Here is a 23,612-nt window from a genome sequence, read left to right on the forward strand (position 1 = left end):
TTTTTATGAGCAGAGACAAGTATGTAAGCCCACTTTCAGAGAGATACGCAAGCAAGGAGATGCAGTATATCTTCTCCCCGGACATGAAGTTCAAGACATGGAGAAAATTATGGATCGCACTTGCTGAGACCGAAAAGGAGCTTGGACTAAAAGATGCCGATGGCAACCCACGTATCACAGACGAGCAGATCGAAGAACTGAAAAGCCATGTAGAGGATATCAACTACGATGTGGCAAGAGAGCGTGAGAAGCTCGTGCGTCATGACGTTATGAGTCATGTGTATGCATATGGACAGCAGTGTCCGAAGGCAGCAGGTATCATCCATCTGGGTGCAACAAGCTGTTATGTTGGCGATAACACAGATGTCATCATTATGACAGAGGCAATGAAGCTCGTTCGTACAAAGCTGATCAATGTCATCAATGAGCTTGCAAAGTTTGCAGATACCTATAAGGATCTTCCGACTCTGGCATTTACACATTTCCAGCCTGCACAGCCAACGACAGTTGGTAAGCGTGCGACACTCTGGATGCAGGAGTTACTGCTGGATTTAGCAGACCTTGAATATATGATCGGACAGCAGAAGCTGCTTGGCTGTAAGGGAACAACCGGTACACAGGCAAGTTTCTTAGAGCTGTTTGAGGGCGACCATGAGACCGTGAAGAAAATCGATGGAAAGATTGCTGAGAAGATGGGATTTGCAGCCTGCTATCCGGTTTCCGGACAGACCTATTCCAGAAAGGTCGATGCGAGAGTCTTAAATGTACTTTCCGGCATTGCGATGTCAGCCCATAAGTTCTCTAACGATATCCGTCTTCTTCAGCATCTGAAGGAAGTAGAAGAGCCGTTCGAGAAGAACCAGATTGGTTCGTCAGCGATGGCATATAAGCGGAATCCTATGCGTAGTGAGCGTATCGCATCCCTGTCTGACTATGTGATGGCAGATGCTTTAAATCCGGCAATTGTGGCAAGTACACAGTGGTTTGAGCGTACACTGGATGATTCTGCAAACAAGCGAATTTCTGTACCGGAAGCATTCCTTGCCATCGATGGTATTCTGGATCTGTACTTGAATGTCGTAGATGGACTTGTCGTATATGACAAGGTGATCTACCAGCATTTCATGAAGGAGATTCCTTTCATGGCAACCGAGAACATCATGATGGATGCCGTAAAGCGTGGCGGAAATCGTCAGGAGCTGCATGAGAAGATCCGTGAGTATTCGATGATCGCGGGTGAGCAGGTGAAGAAGTATGGAAACGAGAATAACCTGGTAGAGCTGATCGCATGCGATTCTGCATTTGGCATGACACGCGAAGAGATCGAAGCTCTGCTTGATCCAAAGAACTTTGTTGGTCGTGCACCGGAGCAGACAGCCGAGTTCCTGGCAGAGCAGATTCAGCCAATTCTCGATGCAAACAAAGATATCCTCGGCGTAAAGGCAGAGATTAACGTATAAGATGCGTAATCGTCGATGCGTATTGATTTTATTGTAAAAATAAAGTAGAATAGAAAGGTCGACTGCGGTCGATACACTATTAATTGCAAAGTGATAAAAACGGAGGTAACAGGTTAGACTATGGTACAGGCAGTAGTAGGCGCCAATTGGGGTGACGAAGGAAAAGGTAAAATTACAGACATGCTCGCAGAGAAGGCAGATATTATCGTGCGTTTTCAGGGTGGAGCAAATGCAGGTCATACAATCGTGAATAACTATGGAAAGTTTGCATTGCATACACTTCCTTCCGGCGTATTTTATGACCATACAACCAGCATTATCGGAAATGGTGTTGCATTGAATATCCCGGTGTTGTTCAATGAAGTAAAGTCAATTACAGACAAGGGCGTTCCGATGCCAAAGATCCTCGTATCGGATCGTGCACAGATGGTAATGCCATATCATGTATTATTTGATGCATATGAAGAAGAGAGACTGGCAGGAAAGTCTTTCGGCTCTACAAAGTCCGGTATTGCACCGTTTTATTCAGATAAATATGCAAAGATTGGTTTTCAGGTAAGTGAGCTGTTTGACGATGAGGCAGCCTTGCGCGACAAGATCGAGCGTGTGATCGCATCGAAGAACGTATTGTTAGAGTATCTGTACAAGAAGCCGCTTCTGACCGTGGATGAAGTGTACAACACATTGATGGAGTACAAGGAGATGGTAGCTCCGTTCGTATGTGATGTATCTGCTTATTTGTATAATGCAATCAAGGAAGGAAAGCATATCCTCTTAGAGGGACAGCTTGGTTCCATGAAGGATCCGGATCACGGTATCTATCCGATGGTAACATCTTCTTCCACACTGGCTGCTTATGGCGCGATTGGAGCAGGTATTCCTCCATATGAGATCAAGCAGATCGTAACAGTATGTAAGGCATATTCATCCGCTGTTGGAGCAGGTGAATTTGTCAGTGAGATATTCGGAGAAGAAGCGGATGAGCTTCGCCGCCGTGGTGGTGATGGAGGCGAGTTTGGTGCAACAACCGGACGTCCAAGACGTATGGGTTGGTTTGACTGTGTCGCATCTAAGTATGGTTGTCGGATTCAGGGAACAACTGATGTTGCATTTACCGTATTGGATGTACTTGGTTATCTCGATGAGATTCCGGTTTGTGTTGGCTATGACATTGACGGAGAGGTAACAACGGACTTCCCTACAACTGCAAAGTTAAAGAAAGCAAAACCTGTATATAAGGTACTTCCGGGATGGAAGCAGGATATCCGCGGAATTAAGAAGTATGAGGATCTTCCAGAGAACTGTCGTAAGTATATCGAGTTTATCGAAGAGCAGATCGGATTCCCGATCACGATGGTTTCCAACGGACCAAAGAGATCTGATATCATCTATCGTGGATTTAATAACTAAGACGAAATAATAAAACAAAGGCTGTTGCACCAAACGCTTTGGTGCAACAGTTTTTTAATAGAGAGGTTTATTCTATGAGAAATCTGACAATGCTGATGGATTATTACGAGCTGACAATGTCCAACGGGTATTTTGAAAAAGGGTTCAAAGATAAGATGGTTGTATTCGATATGTTCTACCGGAAGAATCCAGATAATGGTGGATTTGTTGTGTCTGCCGGATTGGAACAGTTGATCGAATACATTGAGAACATGCATTTTTCTAAGGAGGATATCGAATTCCTGCGGGGCAAGGGCGAGTTCTCAGAAGGATTCCTGCAGTATCTTGCTGATTTTAAGTTTACAGGAAATATTGATGCGTTGCCGGAAGGCACGATCTGTTATCCAAATACTCCGATTGTCACGGTGACGGCACCGGTGATCGAGGCACAGTTAATTGAGACGATGCTGCTGCTTACGATGAATTTCCAGTCGCTGATTGCCACAAAAGCCTCCCGCATCTGCCGGACAGCGGCTGAGAGTGGTGCGGTTGTTATGGAGTTTGGCGCGAGACGTGCACATGGTGGTGATGCAGCGATTCTCGGTGCAAGAGCAGCCTATATCGGTGGCGCGGCTGCGACAGCAACGGTCATGGCAGATGAACGGTTTGGCGTACCTGCAATCGGTACGATGGCACATAGCTGGATTCAGTTTTTTGACAATGAATACGAAGCGTTTAAGGCATATGCAGAGGTCTATCCGGACAACTGTACATTGCTGATCGATACCTATGATATCTTAAACAGCGGTCTGGTCAATGCCATCCGTGTCGCAAAGGAAGTGTTAGAGCCTGCCGGGAAACGCCTGAAGGGTGTCCGCATTGACAGCGGTGATCTGGCATATTTCTCGAAGAAAATCCGTAAGACACTCGATGCACATGATATGAAGGACTGCAAGATCGTCGTGTCGAACAGTGTCGATGAATTTCTGATGCAGTCACTGAAAAAGCAGAACGCAAGCATTGATTCCTACGGCGTCGGAGAACGTATGATCACGTCGAAATCCGATCCGGTCTTTGGTGGTGTCTACAAGCTTGCTGCTGTGCAGAATGATGCCGGGGAATTTGTGCCGAAGATCAAGATCTCTGAGAACGTTGAAAAGATCACGAATCCGGGCAGAAAGAAGCTGTGGCGTATTTACAGCCGTGAGACCGGATATGCGCTTGCCGATTTGATCACGATGTACGACGAGGAAGTAAACGGAGATGAACCATTTGCCTACGTGGATCCGGTGAAGCCTTGGAAGAAGATGAAGTTTGAAAATGTGGATGTGAAGGAGCTGCAGGTGCCGATCTTCCGCGATGGAAAGCTAGTTTATGACAAGCCGGAGCTTGATGCAATCAAAGCATATGTGACAGAACAGCTTGACCATCAGATCTGGGAGGAGGAACAGCGATTTACGAATCCACATATCCATTACGTTGATCTGTCGAAGAAATTATATCAGATAAAAGAAGAGATGCTTGCACAGGGACAAGGGGAGAATCATTAAAAATTATGTAAAAATGTGCGGTATCCGTTGACAGAAATTATCAGAAATATTAAGATAATTATATATGTTTTAGGATATGACATAGAATTAGGAGAAGGAGAGAATACTCTCTACAAAGAATATGAGAAAATTTGACACCAGAACCCAATATTTTCGTTATGAAGTGTTGCGCGAGGTTGCGCGTATGGCATGGGATGGCACATTGCTCGAAGGAATTCTGGATATTCCAATGAAGATTATTCCGGGCAAGAAGCCAACGATGCGTTGCTGCGTATTCAAGGAACGCGCGATCGTGAGTGAACAGGTCAAGATGGCAATGGGCGGCAATCCGGACAATGACAATGTCATTGAAGTCATGGAGATCGCCTGCGATGAGTGTCCGGTTGGCGGATATGAAGTCGGACAGCATTGTCGTGGCTGTCTGGCACACCGCTGTGCGGATGCGTGTAAGTTTGGTGCGATCACGATTGATGAGCATCAGAAAGCCCATATCGACAAGTCGAAATGTAAAGAGTGTGGTGCCTGTGCAAAGGCATGTCCGTACAGTGCCATTTCAGATTTTAAGCGTCCATGCCAGCAGGCATGTAAGATTGGCGCGATCACGATGAACGAGGATCAGGAAGCGAAGATTGATAACGATAAATGTATCGCGTGTGGCGCATGCGTATATCAGTGTCCGTTTGGTGCCATCAATGAGAAATCATACATATTACAGGTCATCAACATGATCAAGGACAGTGACCATGGCAAGAATTATAAGGTCTACGCGGCGGTTGCACCTGCAATCGCGGGACAGTTTATTTACGCGAAGCGTGGACAGGTCATCAGCGGAATCAAGGCGCTTGGCTTTGATGAAGTTGTGGAGGTTGCGCTTGGTGCAGATATGACAACCTGGCATGAATCACAGGAGCTGCGGGAGAAGGGTATGCTGACGAGTTCATGCTGTCCGGCATTTGTATCCTATGTGGAGAAGAACTTCCCGGATATGTTGCCATATGTATCTTCTACTTTGTCACCGATGGCGATGATCGGGAAACATATTAAGGAGCAGGATCCGACGGCGAAGGTCGTATTTATCGGACCGTGTACCGCAAAGAAGATGGAGATCCGCAAGGAGACGGTTGCACCGTATATCGACAGTGCACTGACTTTTGAAGAGCTGCAGGCAGTGCTTGACAGCCGGGAGATCGACATCACGACACTGGAAGAGGAAAGTCTGGAGAATGCTTCTTACTTTGGACGTATCTTTGCTCACACAGGCGGTCTGAGCAGTGCTGTGAAGCAGGGAATGAAAGAACAGGGTGCAGAGGACTTCGAATTGAAGCCGGTTGTCTGCGATGGTATTGAAGAATGTAAGATTGCGCTGTTGAAGCTGCGCAGAAATATGTTGGATGGAAACTTCATGGAGGGCATGGCATGTCAGGGTGGCTGTGTCAACGGAAACGGAAATCTGACGCATATGGCGAAGAGCCGTATGGATGTTGAAAAATATGGTAAGGAAGCTGCTGATAAGACGATTGAAGGTGCGATATCAGAGTTTCACCTGCAATAAAATGTAACAGGGGGAAAAACCGTGGATCAAGTACAGGAAAGTTATGACGAATTTAATTTGAATTTCAGAATAGAAGATACCGTGATCGTAAATCAGACAGAGATGGAAGGATTTAATGCATTTTTCCTTGGAAACCAGTCCACCTGTCAGCAGAGTGTTGTAGAGGGCGTGCGTGTTCTGTCTTACAAGATTCCTGCAACGTTGCCGCTCGGTCAGTTCTTGAAGAAGCAGTTGTACAAGGGCGAGTTTCTTTCAATCTTGTCGAATATATTGAATCAGTTGTTGTATTTTGAAGACCGCAATATGCCAATCAAGAAAGTACTTCTGAACACGAAGTATATGTATATTGAACTGTCCAATCTGCATGTACAGTTGATCTACATGCCGATTGAGAAGGAATTTACAGACTGCAATGTCTGCGAGTTTGTACAGAATTTCATCAGCAAGATCCGGTTTGCAGATATGCAGTGTGTCAATTGTGTTGACCAGATCCTGCATTATTTGGATAGCCGGTTAATGTTCTCTTTGCGTGAGTTCTATACATTCATTATTGAATTGCAGAAAGAAGATATTTTGAAGGATGATATTGATCTTGGCGAGGGCGAGACAACTGTCTTACAGCAGATGAGTTACAACAATATCACTCCATATCTCGTTCGTTCCAGAACGAACGCGCTGATTCCGATTGAGAAGACAGAGTTCTTAGTAGGAAAGTCTTCGGAATGTGATTATCAGATTCCAGATAACCGGAAGGTAAGCCGGAAGCATTGCAGTTTCCGTATCAGCAATGGAGAATGTTATATCCGTGATGAGAACTCAACAAACCATACTTATGTGAATGGAAAGATGATCCAGCCGGGATTTGATGTCATGCTGAAAAATGATGACTATATCCGTATGGGTGATGAAGAGTTTAAGTATTGGGTACGATAATTTAATACGCTTTCTCATTTTAGAGCTGCATGATGTGTGAACGTCATGCAGCTCTCCCTTTTTCAGATAGTAAATTTTCACTCACTTATTGCAGAATGCAAATAATAAATATATAATGAAACTTGTATGTTGATTCAAAAGATGGGGGTGCAAAAGATGCAGCATGAATATAACGTTCTTAAATTCATAAAAGCAGATGTATGCACAACTGTTCTCCCAATCAGAACGAATGTTCTTCGGGGGGGGGGGTACTGCTTAGACGATAATTTGCTGCAGAATGCAGTTTCGTTGCAGTCGCTGAGAAATCAAGATACATCATCATTATTTCCATTTCAAAATATCAGCAAACGGAAAAAACTTCATAGAGACATAGTACGAGACCAGGCAGAACAGGGATGCAGGAGTAGTCGTTGTGTGCGTGGTGTTTTTTGCGTGCAATTTTTTTGGTGGAAGGGATAAAAGAAAGGGAGGAAAAAGATGCAAAAAAGAAAAAGAAGAGCATCGGTATTGGCTGTGTTACTCGCACTTTTGTGCGTGATCTCTAGTATGTCGGTGTTCAAAGTAGACGTGAAAGCGGAAGAATCTGCTATGAAAACAGAAGATGGAAGATTCGAATATGTGGAAGACACGGAAAATGGCGGATATATGATTTATGATTATTTGCTGAATGAAGATGCCGTGGAGATTCCCGCAGAGATTAATGGAAAGCCAGTTACATCGATTGATCAATATTCGTTTTATCAAAAAACAATGACGAGTGTCACGATTCCGGATACTGTTAAGAAAATAGGGGAAAGTGCGTTTTACGAATGTAAAAATTTGAAAAACGTACACATTCCAGATAGTGTAACAGATTTAGAACCATACTCATTTGGTGACTGTTATGCATTGGCATCGTTCAATATTCCAAAAGGAATCACAGAAATCCCGGCATATGCATTTGAATGGGCTAATATTACATCACTTGACATTCCAGACAATATCACAAAGATTGGTGAGGGTGCATTTGGATTTTGTGAGAATGTGACATCATTAACAATTCCGGACTCTGTGACTGAGATTGGAGAAAAAGCATTTCAGAGCTGTAAGGGATTGAAGTCATTTGAGGTTCCGAAGAATGTGACGAAGCTTAGCGGAAATGCATTTATGAGCAGTGGAATTACAACGCTTACGGTTTCACCTGAAAACCCTGTATATGATAGTCGTGATAATTGTAATGCAGTCATCGAGACAGATACGGATAAGCTGATAATAGGAATCTATGGAACAAAAATCCCAGAAACGATAAGAACGATTGGAAGTCATGCGTTTGAAAGTAGTCATGAGCTGAGTACACTTGAAATCCCTGTTGGTGTGACAACCATTGAAGACTATGCATTTGATGAATGTGGTAGCTTAGCGAATTTGACGATTCCAAAGACGGTAAAAAGTATTGGTAAAAATTTATGTTGCCAAACAAGATGGAATTCTGACTTAGGACATTCTGTAACGTCAGTAAGTGAATTTTTAACCATTAACTGTGTAGAAAATAGTGCTGCTCATAAATATGCACAGGAAAACGGTTATCATTTCAATTTAATCAGTGATGATGACGAAACGATTTATGCAGATGATATAAAAGTAATTGCAGATGTAGATGAGACAAAATTGAAGGTTGGAGACACCTTTAAAGTAACAGGAACGGTACTTCCGGAAAATGCAACAAACAAAGGTGTTAACTATCTTAGTGCAAATCAAGATATTGTTACAATAGATTCGAGAACTGGTGAAGCAAAGGCAGTTGGAGTAGGAAAAACTTATGTATTAGCCCGTTCGAATGATGGAAAACGTACACAACGTTTTTATGTAACAGTTACAAAGGCAACTCCGACCCCAGATCCAACTCCAGATCCAGATCCAACCCCAGACCCAGATCCGACACCAACGCCAGATGTTACAACCCGTTATACAACGCACGTACAGACATACGGCTGGCAGGGTGACGAGAACAACACAAGCAAGTGGTTCACAAATGGTAGAATGGCTGGTACAAGCGGACAGGCAAAGCGTCTGGAGGGTATCAAGATTTCGGTCAGTGGAAATGTAAACCTTGGCATCCAGTACACAACCCATTGCCAGAGCTACGGCTGGTTACCTTGGTCGGCAAATGGCGAGATGAACGGAACTGAGGGCGAGGCAAAGAGATTAGAGGCAATCAAGATCCAGCTTACAGGTGCAGATAAAGATAAATATGATGTTTATTACAGAGTGCATGCACAGTCTTACGGCTGGCTTGGCTGGGCGAAGAATGGTGCACCATCCGGAACTGCCGGTTATGCAAAGAGACTGGAAGGTATCCAGATTGTCGTATTGAAGAAGGGTGCATCAGCACCGGGATTAAATTATGCAGGAGTGAATGCGGCTTCTGGCGTACATCAGGCAAAGAGCTATATTGCAAAGGCTGGTTCTTCACCGGTGGTTGGAAATCAGGCAACGTCTAATACCAACCCAAGTGTGGCAGGTGAGAGAAATGTAAATATTGCATACCGTACCCATGTACAGACATACGGCTGGCAGGGATGGAAGTACAACGGACAGATGAGTGGTACTTCCGGACAGGCAAAGAGACTCGAAGGCATCAACATCAAGCTCACGAACAAGCCATACAGTGGAAGCATTGTTTACACAACTCATGTACAGACCTACGGTTGGCAGGGAAATGAGAACAATCAGAACACATGGAGACACGATGGACAGATGAGTGGTACTTCCGGAGAGGCAAAGCGTCTGGAAGCAATCCGTATCAATCTGACTGGCGAGATGGCAGCGCATTACGATGTTTATTATCGTGTACATGCACAGACCTATGGTTGGTTGAACTGGGCAAAGAACGGCGAAGCAGCAGGAACTGCAGGACTTGCAAAACGTCTGGAAGGTATCCAGATCGTGCTTGTACCGAAGAACGGCAAGGCTCCAGCAACGAGATATCAGGGTATTACCAGTGTGAGAACACAGGCATATATCAAGAAATAATCAATAATAGAAATATAGAAAATGGGTTCCATGAAAGATCTTTCATGGAACCTGTTTTTTATTCGTTCGACAGATAATGCCGCATGGATTTTAAAGCATTTTTTTCTAATCGGCTGACCTGTGCCTGTGAGATCGCAATCTCATCGGCAACTTCCGTCTGTGTTTTACCTTCAAAAAAACGCAGGCGGATGATATTTAATTCCCGCTCGTCGAGCCGTTGCATCGCTTCCTGTAAAGCAAGCGACTGCACCCAGTTTTCTTCTTTGTTCTTTTTGTCTTTGACTTGATCCATCAGATATAAGACATCCTGCCCCTCCTGATATACTGGCTCAAACAGGGACATTGGTGTGGCAATCGCATCTAAGGCGGTCACAATATCTTCTTTTGGAAGCTCTAATTCTTTGGCAATCTCGTCAACCGTTGGTTCGCGGTCGTTTTTCTTTGTCAGGATATCCCGCGTGTAGATTGCTTTGTAGGCGATGTCCCGGAGCGAGCGCGAGACACGGATCGTGTTGTTGTCGCGCATGTAGCGGCGGCATTCACCGATTATCATAGGTACAGCGTAGGTACTGAATTTGACATCCAGTGTCTGATCGAAATTATCCAGTGCTTTGATCAGCCCGATGCAGCCGACCTGAAAAAGGTCATCGGAGCTTTCGATGTTGTTGCCGGAGAACCGTTGGATCACACTCAGAACAAGTCGGAGGTTTCCACGGATAAATTCTTCTCTGGCACTTTTATCCCCTGCGTTCATGCGGGCGAAGAGTGCCCGCTTTTCATCCTCAGAAAGCAGTGGGAGCTTGCTTGTGTTGACTCCACAGATTACTACTTTATTTCCAGCCATAATTTCGTATCTCCTGTAATCCTTTTGTTCACTACTAGAAAGGATTTACAAATCTGTGGAAAGCTATACAATTTTTGGTTTCCAGTTTCTGGCTATATGGCAAAGAATCTGTAAAAAATACCAATTTTGCATAAATCCTTGCCAATTTTGCATAAGTGTAAAAAATGCCATTTTTATATGCTATGATACGAACAATGGGTAATCCCAGAAACAAAAATAAAAAGCTGAGAGGAGAGAAGCGTATGCAAAAATGGAAAGTTTGCAAGAAGTTGATGGCGGTCATACTGACACTCTGTATGGTGCTGCCGTTGATTTCAAACCAGTACCTGGTTGTACGGGCGGAAGAGACCGGAACCGGGACAACGACATCCTATATGGATGTAGATGATTTACAAATTGGAACGAACAAGGTGAGGTGGGAAAAGGAAACGGTTTCATACCCTATTTCAAATTCTGAAACTTCTACATGGACAGGAAAGGTGTTGCATATAGACAAATTAGATGATGAAAGTTATATTTTGAAATTTAAGTATGATGGGGATACTTCAAATCTTGTTTATGAGGTAGACATGTATAGTTATGAAAATGGTTGCATGATTCCACATGGTTCCATCATGGTAATAGGACTTGGCAGTGATGAAGGGTATTGCTATCTGCAAGGTGGATATGAATATTGGATAAATATTAGGAATGATCTTTATTCTGAAGATCAGACGGAAGAAAATGATATTACAGTAGAATTGCAAAAAAACACGCAATATGAAGAAAGTGACATTACAGAAGTTACTGGTGCATTAGAAGAAAACATAAAAGTAACCGATTATATGCTTGGAAGCTTTAAGGGAACAGAGATTAACGGAAAAATGTACAAGATTACATTAAGTCCAGATACTAAAGTAAAAATACAGGCATTTGGTTTTGATGATGATGCACTGAGCATTAATGTATTAAAGAAAAATGACAATCAATTGGAATATGCAGGCATACAAGACAATTATTTGGAAAATTTAACTGATCAGGAAGCAACTTATTATATCTATTCAGGATATTATGGATGTATGCAGGAATTTAGAGTTGTATTTGGAGAAATAATAAAACAAACTACGCCAATTGATATTGACAAAGCTACAGTTACAGATATTAAGGTAGGTGAAAATTTTACTCTTAGTAAAGAAGAAAAACAGCGATTGAAATATGATTATTTGCAATATCGAGATACAACAAAGGATGCGTCGACTATAACAACAGAAAAAAAGGAGGCACATTGGGCAAGATTGTGTGTTCCGGAAGGGTGTGTATATGAAGTAATTATTCCAAAAGGTAATATTACTATGATGAAATATGATTCAAATTGGAATGTATATGAAAGATTAAATCTTGAATATGGAAATTCTGGGGATTATTGGGAAGCTACAGAGGGAACATATTATTTTTATAGTACGAACGACAATGAAGCTAATATTTCCGTTACCGAACTTTCGGATGTGTCAACAATAAAAGAAAATGCCGTTGAGATTACAGAAGAAAATGTAAAAAATGGTCAGGTTGAGCATGAAAATGGTTCAAAGTTTTATAAGTATTGTTCAGCAATGCTGGATGGAAAGGCAAATTATCAGGCATCGCTTGGAGTTTTATATAAAATTACGGTTCCTGCAGGAGCGATATATGTAGTTGATGGAACAGTTGGTTATGCAATTGTGTATGACAGTGAGTTTAATTATGTAACCAATAATGGAAAAATGGAGAACACATCAAATGAAGCGAAGTCTTATTATGTATGGAAAGTAACTCATTCATATGATGAGAATGCCAATATGCAGATTAAGACGATCACTTCAAAATTGGCTGAAGAAAAAACAAATGCCACTTTGTTACAAGTTGGAACATCTGAAACATATCAATACGATGATTCTGATGACACATATATAAGCATGCTGGCTTACAATTATGGGGAAAGTACATATGTAATAGAGAATGCTAAGGTGTACGCGGTTGATCCAGGAATTTATACATTAAATGTGAAATCAGATAATCCAGATGTAAATGCAAAATTATATCTTTTTGAAACAGATGATTTGCATGTACATACAGGGGATTTGCTAGATTATGAATCAGGTTATAGTACAAAACTGAATTTGAGTGAGGAAAAAAATGTTCCAATCAAATTGTTGAACAAAGGATATCTTGTGATTTCAGGAGATGCAAGTCATCTGGATTCATCAATCGTACTTACTTTAAATAAGGACGAGGATAATCGCCTGTCTCAAAAGACAGATGAAATTTGTGAAATTTATAATGGAGAAAATGAGTGTATTAGTGAGCATGATATATATACGGTTGTAACTGCAGGAGACGGGTATAACATTTACAATCAGTTATCTGGAGTATGGTATAAGTATAATTTGGATGCCTATACAGAGGTTGAAATTACAGTTCCATTAAGCGGAGAAATGTATGTGTATTCAAATCCAGAAGAACCAGCAATTAGATATATTGAAACATATGGAGGAAGTTATACATATAAATATAAAAATGAAGAAATGACACCATGTGAATTGTATATATGTGTACAGCAAAATCCGAGTTATACGCCAGCGGTAAATGTTATTACCGTGGATGCATATAGCTTGGCTGGCGATATTACTCTGAAACAAAGTCAGGCAACAGAACTCAAGCCGGGGAGCTTTACAACATCGAAAGATGGGGTTGACTGGGTAATGATGCCAGATGATTATGACGAGAATGGATATATAAATGAAGTACGTTCAAGGGGAAAATTGTATAAGCTTTCAGTAGATTCAAAAAGCAAAGTTGATATTAAATATGATGATTCGGATTTATCGGTATTTGACGATTTATTAGAACTTCCTTTTGCAAGAGGAAATAAAGAGGTTGTATTTAACAATTTGTCAAAGGACACGAAGGTCTATTATATTTGGATCACCGGAGAGAATGACGATGTAACAGGAACAGTTGAAATAACGCCTTTGGAGAAAAGAGAAAATGGAAATAAAATAGAAACAACAATTCCGTCAACAGGGACAACGACTGTTACAATCGAAGAGGATAAGAACTCAAACGAAGCAACAATAAAGACTTCATCTACAGAGGATAAGGGTATTTCTTCAGAAGCAATCGAGGAAAGTATAAAAATAGCAAATCAGTACAATTCGGATAACGAAGGTGAGACAAAGATAACAAGCATTCAGACTTCTTACACAGATGACAGTCAGGCAACTGTATCTTCAGATGTATTGAACAGCTTGAAGGATGCACAAGTTTCATTGGAAATCAGCAAGAAAGCATCGGACGGAACGGTAGAATATACGTGGAGCTTTGATGCAGATTCTCTGAAGGAAACAGAGGTTACAGGCGGCGTGAACACAAAGCTGGAAGTATTTGAGGATGCAGAAGGCTATGGAAATCAGAAGGTAGTTGAAGAATTGACCGATCCAGATGCAACGAAGTGTGTAGTGGCATTTGCACATGATGGTGAACTTCCAAAGAATACGAAGGTAACAATCGCAGTTGGCGACCAGTATGCAGATGGAACTACGGTTTATTACTACCATATCAACAAAGAGACAAATGTATTAGAGCCAATCGACAGTGTTGTAGTAAAGGATGGAATGGTTACATTGGTACTTAGCCATTGCTCTGATTATGTAATATGCGACAAGAAGGTTTGTAAGCATGAGAAAACAGAAGTCAGAAACGCAAAGGAAGCAAGCTGTACAGAAGCAGGATATACCGGTGATACTTATTGTGTGGACTGTGACACGAAGCTTGCAACAGGTGAAGTAATCGCCAAGAAAGATCACACATCCAGCGACTGGATCGTAGATAAGGCAGCAACCGTCGATGCAGAGGGAAGCAGACATAAGGAATGTACCGTCTGCAAGACCGTTCTTGCAAAGGAAGCAATCGCAAAGCTTCCAGCACCAACACCGACGCCAGAACCAGTTGTGATACCGGATGTGACAATCCGTTACACAACCCATGTACAGACCTTTGGCTGGCAGGGCGACGAGAACAATGCAAGCAAGTGGTTTGTAAATGGTAAGATGGCTGGTACAAGTGGCAAGGCAAAGAGACTGGAAGGCATCAAGATCCGTGTTTACGGAAATGACAACCTTGGAATCCAGTACACAACCCATTGCCAGAGCTACGGCTGGTTGCCTTGGTCCGCAAATGGTGAGATGAACGGAACTGAGGGTGAAGCAAAGCGATTAGAGGCAATCAAGATCCAGCTTACAGGCGCAGATAAGGATAAGTACGATGTTTATTACAGAGTGCATGCACAGTCATATGGCTGGCTTGGCTGGGCGAAGAATGGCGCACCATCTGGAACTGCAGGTTATGCAAAGAGACTGGAAGGTATCCAGATCGTGGTAGTGAAGAAGGGCGCAGCTGTACCGGGTGTCAACTACGCAGGTGTTAACGCAGCATCTGGCGTACATCAGGCAAAGAGTTATATTGCAAAGGCTGGTTCTTCTCCAGTGGTTGGCAATCAGGCAACTTCAAATACAAATCCAAGTGTGGCTGGAGAGGCAAATGTCAATGTTGCATACCGCACACACGTACAGACCTTTGGCTGGCAGGGATGGAAGTATAACGGACAGATGAGTGGTACTTCCGGACAGGCAAAGAGACTCGAAGGTATCAACATCAAGCTTACAAATAAGCCATACAGTGGAAGCATTGTTTACACAACCCATGTACAGACTTACGGCTGGCAGGGAAATGAAAACAATCCAAATACTTGGAGGCGCGATGGAGATATGTCTGGTACAAGTGGAGAGGCGAAGCGTCTCGAAGCAATCCGTATTGCACTGACTGGCGAGATGGCAGAGCATTACGATGTATATTACCGTGTACATGCACAGAGCTTTGGCTGGCTTGGCTGGGCAAAGAACGGCGAAGCAGCAGGAACCGCAGGACTTGCGAAGAGACTGGAAGGAATCCAGATCGTGCTTGTACCAAAGGGTGGTAATGCACCAGCGAGAAGCTATCAGGGTATCACCAGTGTGAAAACACAGGCATATATCAAAAAATAAGCAGTAAAAACAGGGCTTCGGGGAGTGAAATCCCCGGAGCTTTTTTTGTCTAAAATATTGAAAGTAAGGGAAGAATGTGCTAAAATACCTAAGTTTGTTGTAGTTGAGTATGTATATAGAGATGAGGAAAGAGATATGCAGATTACAAGAGAAGATGTAAGAAACGTAGCAATTATCGCCCATGTCGATCATGGTAAGACAACCCTCGTGGACGAACTGTTGAAGCAGAGTGGTGTATTTCGTGACAATCAGGAAGTCGCAGAGCGTGTCATGGATTCGAATGACATCGAGCGTGAGAGAGGTATCACAATCCTTTCTAAGAACACCGCAGTTACTTATAAGAATACGAAGATTAACATCATTGATACGCCGGGCCATGCTGATTTCGGTGGCGAGGTAGAGCGTGTCTTAAAGATGGTAAATGGCGTTATCCTTGTGGTAGATGCATTTGAAGGTGCGATGCCACAGACGAAGTTCGTGCTCAAAAAAGCACTGGAACTGGATCTGAACGTAATCGTGTGTATCAATAAAATCGATCGTCCGGAGGCAAGACCGGCAGAAGTAGAAGAGGAAGTATTGGAGCTTTTATTAGAGCTTGATGCAAATGAGAAGCAGCTTGACTGCCCATTTGTTTACGCATCCGCAAAGGCAGGTATCGCATCCCTTTCACCAGATGAACCGGGTACAGATATGCAGCCATTGTTCGAGACGATCCTGAAATATATTCCGGCACCAACCGGTGATCCAGATGCAGGTACACAGATTCTGATCAGTACGATTGATTATAATGAGTATGTTGGCCGTATCGGTGTAGGTAAGGTGGATAATGGTACGATCAAGCTGAATCAGGATGCAATCATCGTAAACCATCATGAGCCTGACAAGTATCGCAAGGTAAAGATTGGTAAGTTATATGAGTTTGAAGGTCTGAACAAGGTGGAAGTGAACGAGGCAGGCATCGGCTCGATCGTAGCGATTTCCGGTATTTCCGATATCCACATCGGTGATACAATCTGTTCACCGGATGATCCGGAACCAATTCCGTTCCAGAAGATTTCTGAGCCTACGATCGCCATGCATTTCATGGTAAATGATTCACCGCTCGCAGGTAAGGAAGGAAAGTTCGTTACTTCCCGTCATCTGCGTGACCGTCTGTTCCGTGAGTTAAATACTGATGTTTCTCTGCGTGTGGAAGAGACAGACACGACTGAGAGCTTTAAGGTATCTGGACGTGGTGAGCTGCATCTGTCTGTATTGATCGAGAACATGCGTCGTGAGGGCTATGAGTTCGCAGTAAGTAAGGCAGAGGTTATCTATAAGGAAGATGAGAAGGGCAAGAAGTTAGAGCCGTTCGAGATTGCAGTCATTGATGTGCCAGATGAATTCTCCGGTACCGTTATCAATATGCTGAATCAGCGTAAGGGTGAGCTGCAGGGTATGGCACCAACTGGAAATGGTACAACGAGACTGGAGTTCTCAATTCCATCCCGTGGACTGATTGGTTTCCGTGGTGATTTCATGACCGCTACCAAGGGAAATGGTATCATCAATACGATGTTTGATGGTTATCAGCCATACAAGGGCGATATGAATTACAGAAGTCAGGGTTCTCTGATCGCGTTTGAGTCAGGAGAGAGTATCACATATGGTCTGTTCAATGCACAGGAGCGTGGAACACTCTTTATCGGACCGGGCGAGCAGGTCTACGGCGGTATGGTCGTTGGACAGTGCGGTAAGGCAGAGGATATCGAAGTAAATGTCTGCAAGAAGAAGCAGCTTACGAATACACGTGCATCCGGTTCCGATGATGCGCTGAAGCTGACACCTCCAAAGATCCTTTCTCTGGAGCAGGCACTGGATTTCATTGATACTGACGAGCTTCTGGAGATCACACCGAAGTCCATCCGTATCCGTAAGAAGATTCTGGATCCAACACTTCGTATGCGTGCAAAGCGTGCAATGCAGTCGAATTAATCTGTCGAAAACCATCATATTAAAAAACAATGTGAGAAATCCGTTAAATTTGTGCAAAATTGACGGATTTCTCTTTATTTTTTGTGGAAGATTTATGCGCGGTGTGATAAAATAAAAAAGACGGAGCGGAATACATAGGAGATGTGTATTTTGCTGAAAAATAACAGGAGGAGGTTACTATGGGTTTAACAATATGGCTGATTATAACTGTGATACTGATCGTGGTTGAGATCATTACACTCGGACTTACGTCCATATGGTTCGCAGGCGGTGCATTTGTGGCAGGACTGATCTCGCTGACCGGTGCACACTGGTTGGTGCAGCTTCTTGTGTTTGCGGTTGTGTCGACGTTGCTTTTTGTGTTTACCCGGCCATTTGCGGCGAAGCATCTGATGAAGAATGTGGAGAAGACGAATGTAGACAGTCTGATTGGAAAAGAAGGAATCGTCAAGCAGGAGATCAACAATCTGGAGGCACAGGGTGTTGTGAAGCTTTCGGGCATGGAATGGTCTGCACGTTCCGCAGATGATTCGAAGATTGCTGCGGGAGAGAAGGTTCTCGTGCAGAGCATCGACGGCGTGAAGCTCATCGTGACGAAGAGCACACAGGCATAGGATAGTATAGAAGAGTTGATTGAAAAAGGGAGGCAGAAAGATGAATGGAGCACAGATATTAGGTATTTTTCTTGTAATTTTGGTTGTTGTAGTGATTTGCAGTTCTATACGTGTTGTACCACAGGCACATGCATATGTCATTGAGCGTCTGGGAACATACAATACGACATGGTCAGCAGGTCTGCATTTGAAGACGCCTTTGATTGATAAGGTAGCACACCGCATTTCTATGAAAGAGCAGGTTGTTGATTTTGCACCACAGCCGGTAATCACAAAAGATAATGTTACGATGCGGATTGATACAGTCGTATTCTTCCAGATCACAGATCCGAAGTTGTTTGCATATGGTGTGGAAAAGCCAATCATGGCGATTGAAAATCTGACAGCAACAACGCTTCGAAATATCATTGGTGAGCTGGAACTTGACCAGACTCTGACATCGAGAGAGACGATCAATACAAAGATGCGTGCGACTTTGGACGAGGCGACAGATCCTTGGGGTATCAAGGTCAACCGTGTCGAGCTGAAGAATATCATTCCACCGGCAGCTATTCAGGATGCGATGGAAAAACAGATGAAGGCAGAGCGTGAGAGACGTGAACAGATCCTGATTGCAGAAGGTGAGAAGAAGTCCGCAATTCTTCGCGCAGAAGGACAGAAGGAGTCTCTGATTCTTTCCGCAGAGGCAGAAAAGCAGTCCGCAATTCTGCGTGCAGAGGCGACAAAGGAAGCAACCATCCGCCGTGCCGAAGGTGAGGCAGAAGCAATCCTGAAAGTACAGCAGGCAAACGCAGATGGTATCAAGTTCCTGAATGAAGCTGCACCAGATCAGGCGGTTCTTACATTGAAGAGTCTTGAGGCATTTGCCAAGGCAGCAGACGGAAAAGCAACGAAGCTGATTATTCCGAGTGAGATTTCCGGTATTGCAGGGCTTGCGTCTTCCCTGACAGAGATTGTGACGAAAAATAGTGAGTCGTAGACAGGAGGAAGTTTTGAATGAGTGATAAGGCATCTGCACAACAGGATTTACTAAAGGAGCTATACAACTACAGTGCAACTATCATTCCCGGAACGGAGACACTGATTGCAGAACTCAGACACAACCGGCAGTCCGATACGGACGAGCTGTTCAATCTGGTGATTCAGGGAATCAACTGGGAGATCGAAGTGTTTAATAACTGTGAGGATCTGATTAACCGGGATGAACAAAGAATTGACAAAGGCAGGATGGCGTCCGCAGTCGGACGCCTCGGCAAAGTGCTGCAGGAAAAGGATGATATTAAGCTTGCAGCGTCTCTGGAGGTGGACTTTTTACCGTTCTTAAAGGCGATGAAACGTGTTGCAGAGACGATGAATGTGTAAAAAAATGTAAAATTTAGTATTATTTACCATTCCAATGAGCTTTTTTAAGAAAAAATTATAAAAATTGCCTAAAAGTGTTTCACTTTTTTAGGTTTAATGCTATAATACAAACATATTATGCTAAAAGGGGTGACATTATGATTAAAAAAGAAATGATAGCTATGCTTTTAGCAGGCGGACAGGGAAGTCGTTTGGGTGTTTTGACTTCTAAGCTTGCTAAGCCGGCGGTTGCATTTGGTGGAAAATACAAGATTATTGATTTCCCACTCAGCAACTGTATTAATTCGGGGGTTGATACTGTCGGCGTGTTGACACAGTATAGACCACTCCGGCTCAATCAGCACATCGGTATCGGTATCCCATGGGATCTGGATCGAAGCATCGGTGGTGTGACCGTACTTCCTCCATACGAGAAGAGTGCAAACAGCCAGTGGTATACAGGTACTGCGAACGCAATCTATCAGAATCTTGAGTATATTGACTACTACAATCCAGACTATGTACTGATTCTCTCCGGAGATCATATCTACAAGATGGATTATGAGGCGATGCTTGACTATCACAAGACAAGCAAGGCCGATATCACATTGGCAACCTATCAGGTACCAATGGAGGAAGCAAGCCGTTTCGGTGTTGTTATCACAGACGATACCGGATGTATTCAGGAGTTTGAAGAAAAACCGGAGCATCCACGCAGCAACAAAGCGTCTATGGGTATTTACATATTTAACTGGAAGGTGCTTCGTGAGGCTTTGACAGCACTGAAAGATCAGCCATCCTGTGACTTTGGTAAGCATATCATTCCATACTGCCATGAGCGTGGAAGTAAGATCTGTGCTTACGAGTACAAGGGCTATTGGAAGGATGTAGGAACACTTGGTTCTTACTGGGAAGCAAATATGGAGCTCGTAGATATTATCCCAGAGTTCAATCTCTACGAGGAGTTCTGGAGAATTTACACAAAGAGCGATCAGCTTCCACCACAGTACATTGATCCGGAAGGATCTGTGACAGAGAGTATTGTTGGTGAGGCAACGGAAGTTTACGGTACTGTACAGCATTCCGTTATCGGTTCCGGCGTTACGATCGGAAAGGGCGCTGTAATCAAGAATTCCATTATTATGAATGGTGCAGTGATTGGTGACGGTGTCGTTATGGACAAGGCAATTATCGCAGAGGGTGTTCATATTGGAGACAACGCAGAACTTGGTGTCGGCGAGGAAGTTCCAAATGAACTTGCACCACATATCTACTCATATGGTCTTGTAACAATCGGAGAGAATTCCGTAATTCCGGCAGGCGTTAAGATTGGTAAGAACGTTGCCATCTTTGGTGAGACAACCATTGACGAATATCCGGATGGATTGTTAAAGAGTGGGTCTAGTATTATAAAGGCAGGTGAGTAGAATGAGAGCAATCGGTATTATTTTAGCAGGTGGAAATAGCAGCAGAATGGGAGAGCTGTCTGCAAAGAGAGCAGTTGCAGCTATGCCAATCGTGGGAAGCTATCGTGCAATCGATTTCACACTTTCCAACATGACAAACTCCCATATCCAGAAGGTAGCTGTTTATACACAGTATAATTCACGTTCGTTGAACGAGCATTTGAATTCTTCCAAGTGGTGGGATTTCGGTAGAAAACAGGGTGGACTTTATCTGTTTACACCAACGATCACAGCGACAAACAGCTATTGGTACAAGGGAACTGCAGATGCGTTGTATCAGAATATCAGTTTCCTGAAATCAGCGCATGAGCCATATGTAGTTATTGCCAGTGGTGATGCAGTGTACAAGCTGGATTACAATAAGGTACTGGAAGAGCATATCGCAACAGGTGCAGATATCACAGTTGTATGTAAGGATATCCAGCCGGGCGAGGATGATATCAACCGTTTCGGTGTTGTAAAGCTTGCAGATGATAATCGTGTAATCAGCTTTGAGGAGAAGCCAATCGTGGCAGAGACAAATACAGCATCCATCGGTGTATATGTTGTAAGACGTCGTCAGTTGATTGAGTTGCTGGAGGCATGTGCTGCAGAAGGCAGAAGCGATTTTGTAAATGACATTCTTGTTCGTTACAAGAACGTAAAGAAGATTTATGCATATAAGCTGGATTCTTACTGGAGAAATATCGGTACGATTGATTCTTACTTCAAGACCAATATGGATTTCCTGAAGAAGGATATTCGTGATTACTTCTTCCGTCAGCATCCGGATGTATATTCCAAGGTGGAGGATTTACCACCAGCAAAATACAATGGAGATGCAGCTGTCAGCAACAGCCTGATCGCAAGCGGAAGCATCATCAATGGTACGGTAGAGGATTCCGTTCTTTTCAAAAAAGTTTATATCGGTAATAACTGTGTCATCAAGAATTCTATTATTCTGAATGATGTACATATCGGGGATAACTGTTATATTGAGAACTGTATCGTGGAGAGCCGTGATACACTTCGTGCAAATACAGTACATACAGGAGATCCAAACGAGATTAAGGTCATCGTTGAGAAGAATTTTAGATACGCATTATAATTTCACAAAAAGAGTTGCGTAAAAGGGGGACTAATATGCAAATCACAGATGTAAGGGTACGTAAGGTTACAAAAGAAGGCAAGATGCGCGCAGTTGTTTCGATTACAATTGATGATGTATTTGTAGTACATGATATCAAGGTAATTGAAGGAGAGAAGGGATTGTTTATCGCGATGCCGAGTCGAAAGGCGTCGGATGGTGAATATCGGGATATTGCACATCCGATCAATTCTGAGACAAGAGACAAAATCCAGAGTCTCATTCTTGAGAAGTATCAGGAAGTAGCGTCTGAGTCTGAGGATGAAGAGTAAAATAGCAAAGGGCTGTTGCGTCTGCGACAGCCCATTTTTTCAAAATAAGTAAGGAGACGTAAGAGGGCATGGAAGAAGAATATAGCGTAAGTGTGACACAATTGATTCAAAAGATGAATCTGATCAATCATACGCCTGAAATTGATACCGATCATATATTGATCAAAGATCCAAATATGAACCGTCCGGCAGTCCAGCTGGCGGGCTTTTTTGAACATTTTGATTCCGCACGTATTCAGATATGTGGAAATGTAGAGTTTGCGTATATTTCAAATATGCATACAGAGGAAGAGAATATCCAGATATTTGAGAAGTTATTTGCATTCAAGATTCCGTGTCTGATCTTCTGTCGTAATATCAAGCCATATGATTATATCATCGAGACCGGAAAACGATGTGGAATCCCAATTCTGACTGATACTTCGGAGACGACGTCTGACTTCGTGCATGAGGTTGTAAAGTGGCTGCATGTGGAGCTTGCACCGCGTATTTCCATTCATGCGGTTTTGCTGGACGTATATGGTGAGGGTGTCATGATTACCGGAGACAGTGGCCTTGGTAAGAGTGAGGCGGCTCTGGAGATGATTCGGCGTGGACATCGTCTTGTATCGGATGATGTTGTAGAGATCAAGAAGGTTTCGGATGAGACGCTGATCGGTACGGCTCCGGATATTACGAGACATTTTATCGAGCTTCGAGGAATCGGAATTATCGATGTCAAGAGTATGTTCGGTGTAGAGTGTGTCAAGCATACACAGAGCATCGACCTGATCGTGAATCTGGAAGAGTGGGATAAGGATGCGAACTATGACCGTCTGGGACTGGAGGATCAGTATACAGAGATTCTCGGAAATAAGATCGTCAGTCATTCGATTCCGATTCGACCGGGACGAAATATTGCGGTTATCGTAGAGGCCGCAGCTGTCAACCACAGACAGAAGAAGATGGGATACAATGCGGCTCAGGAATTGTATAACCGTGTAACACAGAATATAGCGAAAAATTCACATAATGTCTAAGAG

16 protein-coding genes are annotated in these 23,612 nt (G+C 43.2%); 15 read left to right on the forward strand and 1 reads right to left on the reverse strand.

Translation table 11 applies throughout. The features are described 5' to 3' along the window. Positions 1-5: 5 nt before the first annotated feature. The 6 genes from purB to H9Q76_RS04370 all read left to right on the forward strand — a co-directional run bounded on the left by purB (position 6) and on the right by H9Q76_RS04370 (position 9,896). Positions 6-1,460, forward strand: a complete 1,455-nt coding sequence (gene purB, locus H9Q76_RS04345) for an adenylosuccinate lyase (RefSeq protein ID WP_021984193.1) — start codon at positions 6-8, stop codon at positions 1,458-1,460. A gap of 120 nt (positions 1,461-1,580) precedes the next feature. Next, positions 1,581-2,870, forward strand: coding sequence for an adenylosuccinate synthase (locus H9Q76_RS04350; protein WP_021984194.1), 1,290 nt, complete (start codon positions 1,581-1,583; stop codon positions 2,868-2,870). A gap of 74 nt (positions 2,871-2,944) precedes the next feature. Continuing rightward, positions 2,945-4,399, forward strand: a complete 1,455-nt coding sequence (locus H9Q76_RS04355; RefSeq protein WP_249321713.1) for a nicotinate phosphoribosyltransferase — start codon at positions 2,945-2,947, stop codon at positions 4,397-4,399. Between the two features lie 184 nt (positions 4,400-4,583). Continuing rightward, entirely contained in the window at positions 4,584-5,951 is a 1,368-nt protein-coding gene (locus H9Q76_RS04360; protein WP_334298704.1) for a 4Fe-4S dicluster domain-containing protein, read from the forward strand. A 21-nt stretch (positions 5,952-5,972) separates the two neighbouring features. After that, positions 5,973-6,884, forward strand: a complete 912-nt coding sequence (locus tag H9Q76_RS04365) for an FHA domain-containing protein (RefSeq protein ID WP_021984197.1) — start codon at positions 5,973-5,975, stop codon at positions 6,882-6,884. Between the two features lie 477 nt (positions 6,885-7,361). Next, positions 7,362-9,896, forward strand: a complete 2,535-nt coding sequence (locus H9Q76_RS04370; protein WP_249321714.1) for a leucine-rich repeat protein — start codon at positions 7,362-7,364, stop codon at positions 9,894-9,896. Positions 9,897-9,954: 58 nt separating this feature from the next. Here H9Q76_RS04370 and sigG read toward each other — a convergent pair whose 3' ends face one another. Then, positions 9,955-10,740, reverse strand: a complete 786-nt coding sequence (gene sigG / locus H9Q76_RS04375; protein WP_117781274.1) for an RNA polymerase sporulation sigma factor SigG — start codon at positions 10,738-10,740, stop codon at positions 9,955-9,957. Positions 10,741-10,982: 242 nt separating this feature from the next. Between sigG and H9Q76_RS04380 the strand changes: the two genes are divergently transcribed. The 9 genes from H9Q76_RS04380 (at position 10,983) to hprK (ending at position 23,609) form a co-directional block, all read left to right on the forward strand. Then, positions 10,983-15,797, forward strand: coding sequence for a hypothetical protein (locus tag H9Q76_RS04380; protein WP_249321715.1), 4,815 nt, complete (start codon positions 10,983-10,985; stop codon positions 15,795-15,797). A 135-nt stretch (positions 15,798-15,932) separates the two neighbouring features. Next, positions 15,933-17,771: a translational GTPase TypA gene (gene typA, locus H9Q76_RS04385; protein ID WP_117781276.1), complete on the forward strand. Its 1,839-nt coding sequence runs from the start codon at positions 15,933-15,935 to the stop codon at positions 17,769-17,771. A gap of 179 nt (positions 17,772-17,950) precedes the next feature. After that, on the forward strand, positions 17,951-18,385 hold the full coding sequence (locus H9Q76_RS04390) for an NfeD family protein (RefSeq protein WP_021984201.1): 435 nt from the start codon (positions 17,951-17,953) through the stop codon (positions 18,383-18,385). Between the two features lie 40 nt (positions 18,386-18,425). After that, positions 18,426-19,364 carry an SPFH domain-containing protein gene (locus H9Q76_RS04395; protein WP_021984202.1) on the forward strand — a complete coding sequence of 313 codons (939 nt, stop codon included), beginning with the start codon at positions 18,426-18,428 and terminating at the stop codon, positions 19,362-19,364. Between the two features lie 17 nt (positions 19,365-19,381). Next, a complete protein-coding gene (locus H9Q76_RS04400) occupies positions 19,382-19,747 on the forward strand; it encodes a hypothetical protein (RefSeq protein ID WP_021984203.1) in 366 nt (121 codons plus the stop codon). Between the two features lie 137 nt (positions 19,748-19,884). Further along, complete coding sequence (locus H9Q76_RS04405) at positions 19,885-21,153, forward strand: glucose-1-phosphate adenylyltransferase (protein WP_021984204.1); 1,269 nt, start codon at positions 19,885-19,887, stop codon at positions 21,151-21,153. Between the two features lies 1 nt (position 21,154). Then, on the forward strand, positions 21,155-22,279 hold the full coding sequence (gene glgD, locus H9Q76_RS04410; RefSeq protein WP_021984205.1) for a glucose-1-phosphate adenylyltransferase subunit GlgD: 1,125 nt from the start codon (positions 21,155-21,157) through the stop codon (positions 22,277-22,279). A gap of 35 nt (positions 22,280-22,314) precedes the next feature. Then, the gene (gene spoVG / locus H9Q76_RS04415) at positions 22,315-22,590 is read left to right on the forward strand and encodes a septation regulator SpoVG (protein WP_021984206.1); all 276 of its coding nucleotides are present in this window, start codon (positions 22,315-22,317) and stop codon (positions 22,588-22,590) included. A gap of 68 nt (positions 22,591-22,658) precedes the next feature. After that, positions 22,659-23,609 carry an HPr(Ser) kinase/phosphatase gene (gene hprK / locus H9Q76_RS04420; protein ID WP_021984207.1) on the forward strand — a complete coding sequence of 317 codons (951 nt, stop codon included), beginning with the start codon at positions 22,659-22,661 and terminating at the stop codon, positions 23,607-23,609. The last annotated feature ends 3 nt before the right edge of the window (positions 23,610-23,612 follow it).

It is taken from the genome of Wujia chipingensis (assembly GCF_014337155.1).
GTDB lineage: Bacteria > Bacillota > Clostridia > Lachnospirales > Lachnospiraceae > Coprococcus_C > Coprococcus_C hominis.

Excerpts from the sequence above, each read along its gene's own strand:
- typA (WP_117781276.1), top strand. The coding sequence starts at position 15,933 with ATGCAGATTACAAGAGAAGATGTAAGAAACGTAGCAATTATCGCCCAT.
- glgD (WP_021984205.1), top strand. The coding sequence starts at position 21,155 with ATGAGAGCAATCGGTATTATTTTAGCAGGTGGAAATAGCAGCAGAATG.
- H9Q76_RS04405 (WP_021984204.1), top strand. The coding sequence starts at position 19,885 with ATGATTAAAAAAGAAATGATAGCTATGCTTTTAGCAGGCGGACAGGGA.
- spoVG (WP_021984206.1), top strand. The coding sequence starts at position 22,315 with ATGCAAATCACAGATGTAAGGGTACGTAAGGTTACAAAAGAAGGCAAG.
- H9Q76_RS04360 (WP_334298704.1), top strand. The coding sequence starts at position 4,584 with ATGGCATGGGATGGCACATTGCTCGAAGGAATTCTGGATATTCCAATG.
- H9Q76_RS04355 (WP_249321713.1), top strand. The coding sequence starts at position 2,945 with ATGAGAAATCTGACAATGCTGATGGATTATTACGAGCTGACAATGTCC.
- H9Q76_RS04380 (WP_249321715.1), top strand. The coding sequence starts at position 10,983 with ATGCAAAAATGGAAAGTTTGCAAGAAGTTGATGGCGGTCATACTGACA.
- H9Q76_RS04395 (WP_021984202.1), top strand. The coding sequence starts at position 18,426 with ATGAATGGAGCACAGATATTAGGTATTTTTCTTGTAATTTTGGTTGTT.
- sigG (WP_117781274.1), bottom strand. The coding sequence starts at position 10,740 with ATGGCTGGAAATAAAGTAGTAATCTGTGGAGTCAACACAAGCAAGCTC.
- H9Q76_RS04390 (WP_021984201.1), top strand. The coding sequence starts at position 17,951 with ATGGGTTTAACAATATGGCTGATTATAACTGTGATACTGATCGTGGTT.
- hprK (WP_021984207.1), top strand. The coding sequence starts at position 22,659 with ATGGAAGAAGAATATAGCGTAAGTGTGACACAATTGATTCAAAAGATG.
- H9Q76_RS04350 (WP_021984194.1), top strand. The coding sequence starts at position 1,581 with ATGGTACAGGCAGTAGTAGGCGCCAATTGGGGTGACGAAGGAAAAGGT.
- H9Q76_RS04370 (WP_249321714.1), top strand. The coding sequence starts at position 7,362 with ATGCAAAAAAGAAAAAGAAGAGCATCGGTATTGGCTGTGTTACTCGCA.
- purB (WP_021984193.1), top strand. The coding sequence starts at position 6 with ATGAGCAGAGACAAGTATGTAAGCCCACTTTCAGAGAGATACGCAAGC.
- H9Q76_RS04400 (WP_021984203.1), top strand. The coding sequence starts at position 19,382 with ATGAGTGATAAGGCATCTGCACAACAGGATTTACTAAAGGAGCTATAC.